Below are 12,940 nucleotides of genomic sequence, written 5' to 3'. Positions count from 1 at the left end.
AAATTACCAATTGTGGTAGAGTTTTTCTGCATAGAACATAATCTCTTCATTTGGCAATCTAATTTTTGGTTTTTGTCGAGGATACAAACTTTCTACAGCACTTGTATCTTGCTCAATAACAGTGGCTGCTGCTTGTAAAACTGAATTCTTAAACAGAAATTTCATCAAAGGATTGACGACTTTGGCATACATCAAAATAAACGTCTTGGTAATTTTTTCTGTTTCCGGGTAGAGAATATGAATTTGAGCAATATCCCCAATAGGGGTTTTAGCCAACAAAGCTGTAGTTGAAGGAAAAGCGTATTCGAGTCTGTTAGCAAGCGTTTTAGGAAAGATTCCCAAAATAGGATTTTTGATAATTTCTCCTAATGTGTTGTTGGCTCTTGTCAGTTCTTGTTTGACTGTAGCAAAGTATCCTTTTTCTTCAAAATGACTTACATTACAAGATGTAATTTTAAATAGTTTTTTATGAGTACCATTTTGGTGATTATAGTCATAGTTAACCATCAGGTTATTCAAAAATTCACCTTGAATACTTTTTTCCCCAGTTACTCCAATGAACTCGTATTCATCGACAATTTTCTGATGCAAATCTGGGATGGGCAATCTTGGCTCAAATCCGGCATAAGTCCAGATACAGTCATTGCTAATAATTAACTCTAATGCTTTGGTAATTGGCTTGTCTTTTTTATCTCCTTGCTGTAGTCTGCCTTGTCCATCAAATTCTAGTGCATGAAAAGGGCAAGTAATAGTATCTCTTTCTTGGCAAATCCAGCCGTCTGATAAGGGTGCTTGCATGTGCGGACAGATGTTATCAAGGGCAAACACTTCGCCTTTTTGGTTTTGCCAAATAACATAATCCTGTCCATTTAATGTGATTTTATTTGGTTTATTCACTCCCAATATAAATTTGTGCGCGATTAACCAAGGCGCACCAGGTAAAATTGGTTCCATTTTTCCTCCAAAATCTTGATAATTTTTTCAAAAGTTGCTAGATGCGTTAGCAAAAGGTAACGCAATCTTGAAACTTAAAAGTTGTAGGCAAGCTGATGTCGCCTGTTCTACGTCACTCTTTTGAATGTAAATTGGGATAACTAAGGTCTTGTCTGCAATGGACGAACTAATACTACCGGGCATTTGCTCGGCTAACTTCGGCTACTGCATGGACAAGTTATACAACTAACTAATTTTTTAGTTAGTGGATATTAATTTAATAAATTTCATCTTCTATGTCAACTACTAACCAAGTTTTTAGTTAATATATTTTCGTTATGCTGATGGAGCAATGTGAGTCGTTCAACGCAGTCAAAATTCTCATCTAAAAAGCCGCGTCAGGTGCGCGATGCAGAGGCAACGAAAAAGCAGATTCTCGATGCGGCAGAAGCAGAGTTTGCCAGAAATGGACTTCAAGGGGCGCGGACAGGAGCGATCGCTAGAGGTGCAGGTGTCACCACAGCGATGATTTACTACTACTTCCAGAGCAAGGAAGGACTATACCAAGCGGTTCTGCAACGTCCGGCGGTGGAAATGCACGAAGGGTTTGGGCAGCTAAATCTGGATCGGTTCCCACCAGAGGAAGCCTTGAAACTGCTTGTCAAAGAAGCGATCGCTTATGAAGCTGCTCACCCGCATAGAGGAATGCTTTGGTTCCAAGAAGCAAACCAAAATCAGGGAAAGTATTTTAAAGAGGGGAATTGGCAAGAAAATTTTAGCTATCTCATCAAGATTTTAGAGCGGGGAATGGCGGAAGGTTGTTTCCGTCAACTCGATCCATTTTTCACCACCCTGCATATTGTTGGGGTTTGTAATTTATACTTCAACGCTTATGAAAACATTAAGCATACTAGACCCGATTTGCAACTGCTAAGTCCAGAAATGATTGAACAGCATACTCAAGCAGCAGTTAATTTTATCTTGGCTGGTGTGCGATGTAGTGAGAATTAGGGATTGAATATTGGGTACTCAATCTATTCCTAAACCCAAGCGCTTAGGTTATATCTGATAAAATTAAGATATCAAATGCCAACAATTTTAAAAAAAGGCGGTTTCGAGGTTCGTATCTACCTTAACGATCGTATTCCTGCTCATGTCCATGTTTTTAAGGGGGGCGGAGAGGCAAAAATTAACATAGGAGATGAAAACCTTTGGCTTGAACAAGTTATTTTAATCTCTTTTGCTTTTCGTCTGGTACACGAATAGTTAAAGTTGCCATTTTTGTTTAACCCCTAATAATTTATTCGCGTTTCAATATTGATAAGTTAGTAAATAAAAATTCAGTATTTTGGAAATCTTTAATTACGAATTCCGCACTGTGTTACTAGCCTTCAACTTCGGATAAGCAATCCGTTTGTGATGAAATTGCTGCCAAACATCCACAAATATCTGGGCAATTTGTGACATCTCTTCCCGTTTTAGTCCTGAATCAACGAGTTGATTGTCTTGCCACTTGGCACGCAGGATATTATTCAGCATTGCTAAAGCTTGTTCAGTGGAGACATCTTTAACCGATCGCTTCTCTCCCACAGATTTAGCCGATGCTTGCAGCGATCGCAGCGCCGCTTCACAAGAATCTGCTAACATGACAATTCCGGTTTCGCGTGATTGGGGAATTGGTCCATCGTAACGAAAGTCTGCGTCATCTACAGTTAAACTTGGATCTGACTGAGCCATTTGCTGGGCTTGGTGATGGAAATAAGCAATCAGCATCGTTCCCTGATGCTCTGGAATAAAAGCTTGAATTGCTGTAGGTAAAAGGTGTTTACGCGCCATTACCAACCCTTCAGTTACGTGCTTCTTGATAATTTCTGCACTCTTCCAAGGATCTTTAATCTCTGTATCGTGTTTATTCGGCCCCCCCATTTGATTTTCAATAAAGCCAAGGGGGTCGTGCATTTTGCCAATATCGTGATACAATGTTCCAGCCCTGACTAGTTCAACATTGCATCCTAATTCTTTGGCAGCAGCTTCAGCAAGGGTAGCCACAAGCAACGTATGTTGAAAAGTTCCTGGAGTTTCAGTAGCGAGTCGTTTTAATAAAGGGCGGTTAGGGTTCGCCAGTTCTGCTAGGCGAATTGGGGTAACTAAATCAAAAACTTTTTCTAGATAAGGACTTAAACCCAAGGCGACAACACTCCAGCCTAAGCCGGATAAAGCAAATAATCCCGCTTCTTGGAAGACAATATACCAAGTTGAACCAAATACTTGACCAATTAAGATTTTAACAACCAGATAAATACCGCCTTGAGTTAAGGCGATCGCAACGCCTAATAAAGCCAACTCTTCACGCGATCGCAATCGTTGGGCAATATAACTACCTAATATTCCTCCCCCAACACCAGCTAAAAGCGCAGCCTTGCTCATATCCAAGCTAATTCCTAATATCGGCCACAGCAGGCCGACAACTGTCAACCCCAAAGTAGGTCCGTAAAAGCTTCCCAACAATAAACCAAGGGCGCTCCAGGTGGTATAGGGCAATCCGATGACGATTACTCCTGGCACACTCAGAGTTAGCAATAACACCAACAGGCGATCGCGTTGTCGCAATTCGTAATCAATATGGCGTTCTACCCAGACAAAAATGCCAATAGCGATCGCAATCACGCCTCCTAACTTCACCAACTCCTGCCACTTTACCTCCCGACGAATCAGGTGATAATGCTCCAGCACCTGAAAGTTCCATGCAGTAATCTGCGCTCCTTTTTTGACAATTACCTCACCATGCCGTATCTTCACCATCACGGGTGGCACGCCAGCCGCCGCCTTTTGAGCATTTTGTCTGGTTTGTTCTTCATCTTTTTGCAGATTCGGCTTGAGTACAGCTAACAACAGATTTTTTGCCAAAGTTTCAGCGGATTCTGGTACAAAGGTCTGTAATTGTAAACTTACCGCATCTTGCAAGATATTTTTTGGCAGTCCTTGTGGGATGCCTTGGGTGAGAATCCGCTCTACACTTTGATGGATTCCCATTTGGGTTTTTTCCCATTCCACATCTGATAAATCCAAAAGTAGAGATTCTTCATATGCTGCTTTGGGGCTAAGAGTCTCTAACTTTAAAAGTTTGGCAGTGGCTTGGATATATCTTTGACGGGTTTGGGAAATTTCGGCAATCATTAAGGACAAGCTTTTCTCAGAAGTTGTGAGGCGGTAAGATTCTAGTTCTGCTACAGCTTGAGTAAAATCAGTGTTTTGAGAAAAATCTACCGGCTCTGTCTTCTCTAGATTCTGGGTATCAGATTTGGATGTGATGCGCGGCTGGCGTTTCTGATTGGGTGCAGTTATGGATAATGGACGGGATGAAGCAGTGGTTTGTCCGATTCCCTTCTGCTGCTGATTTTTACTATTTTCTACAGCCGATAGCAATGCTTGCCATTCCGACTCAGAACAAGAGCGGAGATAACGTTGGGTAGAGATAGATAAAACTACAGGATCAAAAAAAGGAAAAGCTCCAGCAACAGCGCGAATTTCATTGCCATCATCTAGAAGTTGTTGCAAATTTTCGTTGATTTTTTCGTTGATTCGCGCATCAAGCATCAACACCTGTAAGGAGCTTGTACTGACGGCTTTGCGCTCGGCTTCGGTTTTTTTCCGATCTTCGATGCTAGCTGTGTAAGGCGCTGTAATCGTTTGGGGTGCGGGATGTCCTAGTTGGAGTTGAGTTTGATTGTATAATTTATACCCAATAATACCTGTGAGGGACACTACAGCGATCGCTAAAATCACCGAATAACGCTGTTTATATGCCCAATCTAAACCAACTGCACAAATACTACTCTTAGTTTTAACCGATTTTACCTTTGCCCTTAGCGCTCTTTCTTGTTTTCGGCGTTCGTTTTTCTCATTGGTTTTTGATAAAAACAGGAATACATTCTTGAGCATAGTCCTTAGAAGTTCTCTTCTATGGGTTTTACCTTTGGGACTTCTCATTAACTTTCCTTTACGGCGTAGTGTTTTGTACTGTCGCCGCCAGTGAGTCAATTGCTGGTTCAAGAACTGCAAAAATTGATGCATTTTCATTATCTCTACCTGCAATTGCCGACTTTGATAGCTCAAAAAAAGACAATTATCAGGAAAGTTCGATCTGCGGCGGCTGCAACTTGGTAGCGGGGGCTTTTTTATTGCTGATTTACCACAATAGCTAGCTACAGAATCAGTCCGAGGGTTTACTGAAAAATTCTAGTATATGAGACTAATACACAGTGGCGGAAGTTTGCCTACTTTTAACCCCTTATTTGGTTAATTAAGATTAACGCGATCGAATAACGCGAGGAGCTGCGTAAACTGAAAGCGGAGCTACTTCACATCCGCCCTCTGTTAACTCCCTTGGGTTTAAAGTAAGATTATACACTCCTGACCACACCGCCACAAATGCATCGGTCAATTCTAACATTTGGAAAAAGCTAGTTAATCCCCATACTGGAGAATTCCTCTGCAAGAGCAAGACTTGCCAATTTACGGGAATTCCGCCTGTACCGTTATATGCTCCCGATAAAGCACCAGTAATTGCACCTGTAGCTTGTGAGCTTAGAAGCGTAGCATCTTGCACTTGAGAATTGTCATTGTGAGAAGCCTGTAAAACTGTCAGGCGAAAGTCTTCCAAGCTACTCAAAAAGCAGTAAAATGCCATAGCAATAGTGTTACTGAGCTTTTCTTCCTTAGCAAACTCAGCTTGCGCCGTTGATAATCCAACCCCTTGCTCTAATAAATTCTGGACTCTTAATAATTTTTTTGGTATTGATGTCGGTGTTTCTCCGATAAAAGAAATTGTTTGGGGGATAAGAGTTAGAGGGTCAAGTTTTTCAGTTAGTGCAAGAGCGATCGCATATCCTACTGCTAGCGTTCCATCCCTGACTACTGGATCGTCCTCCCAGATTTTTAGTACGCGCAGCAAGTTTTCTCGGAGCTTAATTGGATTTTCGTGAAAAAAAAGTGCTACTGGTAATGTGGCAATAATTATTTTTATGGAGATGTCATCAGTTGCTGCTGAATGAGGAGATTCTTCTTGCTGACGCTCTATCCAATCATCTAAATCTAATCTACCCAAGGCAATCAAACTCTGGATACCCAGAACCGCCATTCTGCCTAAATCTAGGGAACTCTCAAACTGTACTTTACCACCAGGAGCTACACTTCCCCCCAGTAATGCTCCGAGTAAAGTTCCTTTAAACCGACTTATAGGAGAGTAACGCATAAATTATGTAGTTAAAAGTGAGGAGTTAATGAAATATTACTAATTCCTAACTTTACTACCAACTACCAATTCCTAACTTCTAACTCCTAACTCTTAAATGATCTATCAAAGCTTGTAAGCCCAATAAGTAACTTTGAACGCCAAAACCACTTATTTGCCCGATCGCAACTGGGGCGATATAAGAATGATGGCGAAATTCTTCCCGGCGGTAAATGTTACTCAGATGTACTTCCACGGTGGGCAAATTAACAGCAGCGATCGCATCTCGCAAGGCTACACTTGTGTGCGTGTATGCTCCTGCATTAATCAGAATTCCCTGATGTTGCCCTAACGCGCCATGAATAGTATCTACCAAAATTCCTTCATGATTTGACTGCAAAGGAAAAACTTTCGCCTGTAATTTGAATGCTTCTTCTTCTAACAGGCGGTTAATTTCAGCTAGTGTCAACGAACCATAAATTCCTGGTTCTCGCTGTCCTAGCAAATTTAAGTTTGGCCCATGCAGTGCCAAAATACTTAAGGGTTGCAACGTCAAATTTACCACTTTGGGATTAGTGGCGACGGCGCGAGCGATCGTTCACAGGAATCGGAATCAGTTCCGGTTCCGGTTCAGCCTCTGGCCCTAATAGGCTTTCAATTAGCCTACGAGCTAATTCCTTAAGCTTTTCCAGCACCTTTTCTATATAGTCCATGAACTGACCGCTCCTGAGATACTACCTCAATTTTTGATTAACAGGTACGCAGAAAAAAACATACTTTCGCACCTCTGGCTTCCAATCGGGCTGATACACAATCCCGCATTTGGGACATAAGCCACTTCTAAAATTTAGCGTTGTGTTTTCCCTTACTTTTTAGAGTATCACACTTGAACCTACTGAACTGTATCCTATCAAGGATGGATATCAAGGGTCAAGAGTTAAAAATCGGACTTTAGATAGACTATTGAGTAAGAATTTTAGATTTTAGATTTTGGATTAAGAGAATTTTGAGATTCATGCCTCGCCCGTTATAGGCGAAATAAATCTAAAAGACGCTTCTTCTCTGCGAGACGCTGCGCGAACGTCGCTAATGCTAGCGTAAATCTAAAATCCAAAATTGTTTGACTTGTCACTAGCCTTCTGTACCCTTTTTCTTTGCAGCGGTTGTTGATGATTTAGCTGTTGACTTAGATTTGGAAGTCGTTGATTTACTCGTTTTGCGAGTCGATTTTCCGGTCGATGTCTTAGCTGCCAACAAACTCAGCGCCGCCGCCAGGGTTATATCTTCTACCGTTTGACCTTCTGGGATACTGACATTAGTTTTGCCATGCTTGATGTAAGGGCCATAGGGGCCATCGTAGATGTTAATTGTTTCCCCGTCCTCTGGATGCGTACCCAATTCGCGTAAGGCTGCCTTGGACTTGCTGTTGGTGGAACTGCGCCCCTTTTTTGGTTCGGATAACAATTCCAATGCACGTTCGAGGCTAATTGCCAATACATTATCAGCAGCTTTCAGGGAGCGGTAGTCTTTTCCTTCCTTACCCTGGTCGTGAACCACATAAGGGCCAAAGCGTCCCAAACTTGCTTGGATTTTGCCGCCAGTAACTGGATGAACTCCTAATGTCCGGGGTAGTGCCAACAGACCAACAGCCATTTCCAGGGTAACGGTTTCTGGGGTGACACCTTTGAGTAGGGAGGCTTGTTTCGGTTTGGGGTTTTCGTCGGTTTTGTCACCCAATTGCACATAAGGCCCGTAAGCACCAATTTTTACATAAATTGGTTCGCCAGTTTCTGGATGGCGACCTACCTGATCGGGTCCTGTGATTTTTTGCCGCAGCAATACTTCTACCTGTTTGGGGTCGAGGTCAGCTGGCGTTAGGTCTTTGGGAATTGAAGCGGTGATAACTCCTTCACCATTTTCGACTTCAATATAAGGGCCGTATTTACCGATGCGGACTTTGGCATCTAGATTCTCCAGTTCTACAGTCCTAGCTTTGGTGGCATCAATTTGACTTTCCCGTTCTTTTACCAGGGTTTCTAACCCTTTTTCTCCCAGATAGAATTGCTGCAAGTAGGGCAGCCATTTCACTTCACCGGTGGCAATGTCATCAAGGGTTTGCTCCATCTTCGAGGTGAAACTGGGGTCAACAATGTCCGGGAAATGTTTTTCCAGCAAGTCGGTGACGGCGAAAGCGGTAAAGGTGGGAATGAGAGCGTTAGTCACCAAATGGGCATAACCCTTGTCGATGATTGTGCCAATGATGCTGGCGTAGGTACTGGGACGACCGATACCTTCGCTTTCTAAGGTTTTCACCAAAGAAGCTTCGGTGTACCTAGCTGGCGGTTGGGTTTCGTGCCCAACTGCTTCTAGCTCTGTACAATTTGGACGATCGCCCACTTTCAGATTCGGCAAAATTACTTCCTGGTCTTCCAGTGCTGCTTCTGGGTCGTCTGAACCTTCCACGTAGGCACGTAAGTATCCTGGAAATTCAATCCGTTTGCCAGAAGAACGGAATCCAGCATCCTCAACTTGCAATTGCACGGTAATTTGAGTTTGCCGGGAATCAGCCATTTGACAAGCGACAGTACGCTTCCAAATTAAATCGTAGATAGCAAGTTCTCGACCGCCCAAAGGAGTTTCTTGAGGGGTGCGGAAGGTGCTACCTGCTGGACGAATTGCTTCGTGCGCCTCTTGTGCGCCTTTGGATTTGGTGGTGTATTGCCGGGGTTGGGGACTGAGGTATTGTTGACCGTAGAGCTTTTCTACAGAACTCCGAGCAGCTGCGATCGCTTGATCTGACAAATGCACCGAATCTGTCCGCATATAGGTAATATACCCTTGCTCGTACAAATTCTGGGCAACCCGCATTGTGTCACGGGCTGAGAGACGCAGTTTCCGGTTAGATTCTTGCTGCAACGTCGAAGTGGTGAACGGTGGCGACGGTTTGCGCGTCACAGGGCGTTCTTCGATGTCGTTAACATTCCAGGTTTTCCCAGTTAGGCGTTCCTTGAGGGCTACCGCTTGTTCTTCGTTGAGCAACAAGACATTGCGACCTGCGGTAATTTCTCCGGTCGTTGCGTCAAAATCGCTGCCGTTAGCGATTTTGGTTCCTGCTAATGTTACCAGTTGGGCTGCAAAGGGGGTTTTTTCCTTTGACAAACTAGCTTTCAAATCCCAGTATGTACCCTCATGGAAAGCGCGGCGTTGGCGTTCCCTAGTGACTAAAAGCCGCACGGCTACAGATTGCACTCGCCCAGCAGATAATCCCCAGGCGATTTTTTTCCACAGCAATGGAGACAGGGTATAGCCCACCAGTCGATCTAAAATCCGCCGCGTTTCTTGGGCGCGAACCAACTGCTCATCAATATTGCGGCAGTTTTTCAGAGCTTTTTTGATCGCCTCTTGGGTAATTTCGTGAAACACCATCCGTTTAGTCGGAACTTTCGGCTTCAGCAATTGGTATAAATGCCAACTAATGCTTTCGCCTTCCCGGTCTTCGTCCGTTGCCAGAATCAGTTCATCTACATCTTTGAGGGCATCTTTGAGCTGGGTGACAATTTTCTTTTTGTCTTTCGGGACAACATATACCGGTTCAAAGTCGGCGTCCACATTTACCCCTAGCTGCGCCCATGATTCCCCTTTGACGGCAGCAGGAATTTCACTAGCCGACTGGGGTAGGTCACGCACATGACCCATAGACGCCTCCACCCGATAGCCTGCTGGCAGGTAGTTGCGAATGGTACGAGCTTTGGTTGGAGATTCGACGATGACGAGAGTTGACATGGAAATTTCAATAAAAAGAAGAGCTAGTAAGCTAAACAGTCAAATTGAGGTAATTTTTGCAAATTGTCAAGATAAATGGTCACGCTTAGGGCAGTGATTTAATCCTCACATAAACTGCCTGCTTGGGAGAAAATCCGCTGAACTTAATGCCCAGTCTGTCCCAGAGGATAAATGAGGGTAGGCTGGGTCTGAATTTCCAGCTATTTCAATCTTTAACTTATCTAACGCATAATTGGCGACTACAGTTTTCAAAATATTCTTTAATTGGGGAATCGGGAATGGGGAATGGGGGGACAAGGGGACAAGGGGGAATTATTTAACAAGTCTCTACCTTGTCTCTTCTCCATACCCAATGCCCCACTCTCATAAAGCTTGTGCCAAAATTAAATCAAACTTGAGAGCAAAAGCGAAGTGGGATTTGTACCCATGTCAGGAAAGCAAAACCATGAAACCAATTCGTCAGGGTGATGTTATCTTACTACCTGTGCAGCAGGTTGAAGGACAAAAAATACCTCATTTAACTTTGGCAGAAGGCGAAGTTACAGGGCATAAGCATCGCATTACTGATGGAAACGCCGAATTATACGAGAAAGATAGCACACTCTACTTGCGTGTGTTTTCAGAGTCGGCATTGCTTGCCCATGAGGAGCATAAAGCTATTTCTATTCCCCAAGGTGACTGGATGGTGAAAATTCAGCGAGAATACGAGCCTGAAGGTTGGCGTTATGTCGCTGATTGAAAAGTTAACGCCTGAGCAAGAGGCTTTGATTCCAGTTTATCGGGAAAAGTGGAGAGCGATCGCGCTTTCAACTGAGCGAATTGATCGTGAAAAAGCGGCGGAAGCAGTAAAAATTAGTTATGTAGCAATTCGTAAACAAGAACCTGAAATTATATTTTGTGATAGTCCTTATGCTGGTCTAAAAATTGTAATTCAGAAGCAGCTAAAACACCGATTAAACACGGAATTTCATAACCAACTTTTGTACCAATTTAGAAATGAATTACGTAGCCAAGTTGCATGGCAGCTAGAGAGCCAATTAATGGAACAACTAGTCACTGTCGTGTTACCAGATTTAACTATACTAGAAGACATATTGAGAGTTGAATTAAAAACTCAACTTCAACTGATAACAAATCTTCGTAGTCCTTGGTTTAAAGCTCAGTTATATTCAAGCGTATGTAGTTGGGTAGATTTTTATATTTCGGTATTAAATTGCTCTTACAACCAACTAAAATGGCAAGCTTTACAGTCACTACTAGAGTATTGTAACTGGATTTTGCCTTATGAAAAAATTTGTATAGTATGCGATCGCCCCCTTCATCTGCGCTTTGACAATCAAAATCGCCTCCACGCTGAAGGCGAACCAGCCATTGAATTTACTGATGGATATAGCCTTTACTCCTACCACGGTGTAACCTTGCCTGAAAAATACGGTAAAACCCACCCGCAGCAATGGCAATCTCAATGGCTTTTAACAGAAGAAAACGCCGAACTACGCCGAGTGTTAATTCAGGGTATTGGTTACGCCAGAATTTGCCAAGAATTACAAGCTATTGAATTAGATTTTTGGAAAAAATATACTCTATTAAAAATAAATAATGATGTCGATGAAGAACCAATTTACTTATTAAAAATGACTTGCCCTAGTACACGGTTTATTCACGCCTTGCGAGTTCCACCGAATATGAATTCAGCGCGTGAAGCAATTAGCTGGGTAAATTGGGGTGTAGATCCAGAAGAATTTGGCGTGCAAACATAATTGCTTAAAGGACTTCCCCATTTAGAAATTGTTCAAATAGGTAAAAATTTTTGATTAGTAAAAATGATTTACACGCTAACACCTGAGCAAGAGGCTTTGATTCCAGTTTATCGGGAAAAGTGGAGAGCGATCGCGCTTTCAACTGAGCGGATTGATCGTGAAAAAGCGGCGGAAGCGGTCAAAGCTACTTATGTTTTGATTGGTATGGAAGAACCTGAGATAGTTTTTTATGATAGCCCGAATGCTGCTTTGATAACTACTTTAAGCAAATTATCACAAGAACTTGCTAGGAGTTGGGTTGGCAGTTGGGATGGTTCGGATCTGTGGGGGGAATTAGGTATTTATGAACTACCGCCTGCAAACGTATGTAACGACCTAGAGGATGAATTAGATAAACAAATTGATGACGAACTTGATTCTCTACTGAGGTTTGAATTAAAAACAAAACTAGAGAATAGTATGAATAATTTTACCCACTGTCAGCAATTGTGGAACGAATTACATAGACAATTGGAAAGTCAACTACAACTTGAAGTGGAATATGCCGAGGAAGACTGCATTGAATATGAAATATTAGCTTGCGGTGCAAGTTACAACGATTTTTGTATTTCGGTTTTGAATTGTGTGTACGATCAAGTTAAATGGAATTCCTTTGAGTCAGTAGTCAAAGAGTGCGGCTGGATTTTCGCAGGTAAATATACTTGTATAGTATGCGATCGCCCCCTTCACCTGCGCTTCGACAATCAAAATCGCCTCCACGCTGAAGGCGAACCCGCCATTGAATTTACCGATGGATATAGCCTATACTCCTACCACGGTGTAACCTTACCTGAAAAATACGGTAAAATTTACCCACAGCAATGGCAAGCTGAATGGCTTTTATCAGAGAAAAACGCCGAACTACGCCGAGTATTAATTGAGGGTATCGGTTACGCAAGAATTTGCGAAGAATTGCAAGCTATTGAATTAGATAATTGGCATGAATATACATTATTAAAAATTGATAACAATGTGGATATCGAACCAATTTATTTATTAAAAATGACTTGCCCTAGCACAGGGTTTATTCACGCCTTACGAGTTCCACCAAATATAAACTCAGCGCGTGAAGCAATTTGCTGGGTAAATTGGGGAATTGATCCAGAAGAATTTGGTGTGCAAACATAATTACTTAAAGGACTTCCCCATTTATAAATTGTTCAAAAAGGTAATGACAATCCATTCATGCTAG

General features: G+C 42.5%; 11 protein-coding genes. 5 read left to right on the top strand and 6 right to left on the bottom strand.

Translation table 11 applies throughout. From position 1 onward, the window contains the following. Positions 1–3: 3 nt before the first annotated feature. The gene (locus V7K84_RS32200; RefSeq protein WP_334844292.1) at positions 4–954 is read right to left on the bottom strand and encodes a Rieske 2Fe-2S domain-containing protein; all 951 of its coding nucleotides are present in this window, start codon (positions 952–954) and stop codon (positions 4–6) included. A 333-nt stretch (positions 955–1,287) separates the two neighbouring features. Here V7K84_RS32200 and V7K84_RS32195 point away from each other — a divergent pair, with 333 nt between their 5' ends. After that, complete coding sequence (locus V7K84_RS32195; RefSeq protein ID WP_334844290.1) at positions 1,288–1,944, top strand: TetR/AcrR family transcriptional regulator; 657 nt, start codon at positions 1,288–1,290, stop codon at positions 1,942–1,944. A gap of 75 nt (positions 1,945–2,019) precedes the next feature. After that, on the top strand, positions 2,020–2,199 hold the full coding sequence (locus tag V7K84_RS32190; RefSeq protein WP_334844288.1) for a DUF4160 domain-containing protein: 180 nt from the start codon (positions 2,020–2,022) through the stop codon (positions 2,197–2,199). 96 nt (positions 2,200–2,295) lie between these two features. Here V7K84_RS32190 and V7K84_RS32185 read toward each other — a convergent pair whose 3' ends face one another. From V7K84_RS32185 to topA, 5 genes are all read right to left on the bottom strand, one after another. Further along, positions 2,296–5,013, bottom strand: coding sequence for an HD family phosphohydrolase (locus V7K84_RS32185; RefSeq protein ID WP_334844287.1), 2,718 nt, complete (start codon positions 5,011–5,013; stop codon positions 2,296–2,298). 229 nt (positions 5,014–5,242) lie between these two features. Next, positions 5,243–6,187: an ADP-ribosylglycohydrolase family protein gene (locus tag V7K84_RS32180; protein WP_334844286.1), complete on the bottom strand. Its 945-nt coding sequence runs from the start codon at positions 6,185–6,187 to the stop codon at positions 5,243–5,245. Positions 6,188–6,266: 79 nt separating this feature from the next. Next, positions 6,267–6,716, bottom strand: a complete 450-nt coding sequence (aroQ, locus tag V7K84_RS32175) for a type II 3-dehydroquinate dehydratase (RefSeq protein ID WP_414518646.1) — start codon at positions 6,714–6,716, stop codon at positions 6,267–6,269. 22 nt (positions 6,717–6,738) lie between these two features. After that, the gene (locus tag V7K84_RS32170) at positions 6,739–6,879 is read right to left on the bottom strand and encodes a hypothetical protein (protein WP_012410890.1); all 141 of its coding nucleotides are present in this window, start codon (positions 6,877–6,879) and stop codon (positions 6,739–6,741) included. A gap of 418 nt (positions 6,880–7,297) precedes the next feature. Continuing rightward, a complete protein-coding gene (gene topA, locus V7K84_RS32165; RefSeq protein WP_334844283.1) occupies positions 7,298–9,949 on the bottom strand; it encodes a type I DNA topoisomerase in 2,652 nt (883 codons plus the stop codon). Positions 9,950–10,394: 445 nt separating this feature from the next. On the opposite strand from topA, the gene V7K84_RS32160 reads away from it, so the two are divergent. From V7K84_RS32160 to V7K84_RS32150, 3 genes are all read left to right on the top strand, one after another. Next, on the top strand, positions 10,395–10,688 hold the full coding sequence (locus tag V7K84_RS32160; protein ID WP_334844281.1) for a hypothetical protein: 294 nt from the start codon (positions 10,395–10,397) through the stop codon (positions 10,686–10,688). After that, positions 10,675–11,709: a DUF6745 domain-containing protein gene (locus V7K84_RS32155; RefSeq protein ID WP_334844280.1), complete on the top strand. Its 1,035-nt coding sequence runs from the start codon at positions 10,675–10,677 to the stop codon at positions 11,707–11,709. The genes V7K84_RS32160 and V7K84_RS32155 overlap by 14 nt, the downstream gene beginning before the upstream one ends. A gap of 63 nt (positions 11,710–11,772) precedes the next feature. Next, positions 11,773–12,876 carry a DUF6745 domain-containing protein gene (locus V7K84_RS32150; RefSeq protein ID WP_334844278.1) on the top strand — a complete coding sequence of 368 codons (1,104 nt, stop codon included), beginning with the start codon at positions 11,773–11,775 and terminating at the stop codon, positions 12,874–12,876. Positions 12,877–12,940 lie beyond the last annotated feature (64 nt).

It is taken from the genome of Nostoc sp., from assembly GCF_036917315.1.
Classification (GTDB): Bacteria; Cyanobacteriota; Cyanobacteriia; order Cyanobacteriales; family Nostocaceae; genus Nostoc.
Note: the sequence above shows the minus strand (reverse complement) of the source record. Positions and strands in the feature narration are given on the sequence as shown.

What these genes read in the sequence shown, in the direction of transcription:
- V7K84_RS32155 (WP_334844280.1), top strand. Translation starts at nt 10,675, where the DNA reads ATGTCGCTGATTGAAAAGTTAACGCCTGAGCAAGAGGCTTTGATTCCA.
- V7K84_RS32180 (WP_334844286.1), bottom strand. Translation starts at nt 6,187, where the DNA reads ATGCGTTACTCTCCTATAAGTCGGTTTAAAGGAACTTTACTCGGAGCA.
- V7K84_RS32160 (WP_334844281.1), top strand. Translation starts at nt 10,395, where the DNA reads ATGAAACCAATTCGTCAGGGTGATGTTATCTTACTACCTGTGCAGCAG.
- V7K84_RS32170 (WP_012410890.1), bottom strand. Translation starts at nt 6,879, where the DNA reads ATGGACTATATAGAAAAGGTGCTGGAAAAGCTTAAGGAATTAGCTCGT.
- V7K84_RS32190 (WP_334844288.1), top strand. Translation starts at nt 2,020, where the DNA reads ATGCCAACAATTTTAAAAAAAGGCGGTTTCGAGGTTCGTATCTACCTT.
- V7K84_RS32200 (WP_334844292.1), bottom strand. Translation starts at nt 954, where the DNA reads ATGGAACCAATTTTACCTGGTGCGCCTTGGTTAATCGCGCACAAATTT.
- V7K84_RS32150 (WP_334844278.1), top strand. Translation starts at nt 11,773, where the DNA reads ATGATTTACACGCTAACACCTGAGCAAGAGGCTTTGATTCCAGTTTAT.
- topA (WP_334844283.1), bottom strand. Translation starts at nt 9,949, where the DNA reads ATGTCAACTCTCGTCATCGTCGAATCTCCAACCAAAGCTCGTACCATT.
- V7K84_RS32185 (WP_334844287.1), bottom strand. Translation starts at nt 5,013, where the DNA reads ATGAAAATGCATCAATTTTTGCAGTTCTTGAACCAGCAATTGACTCAC.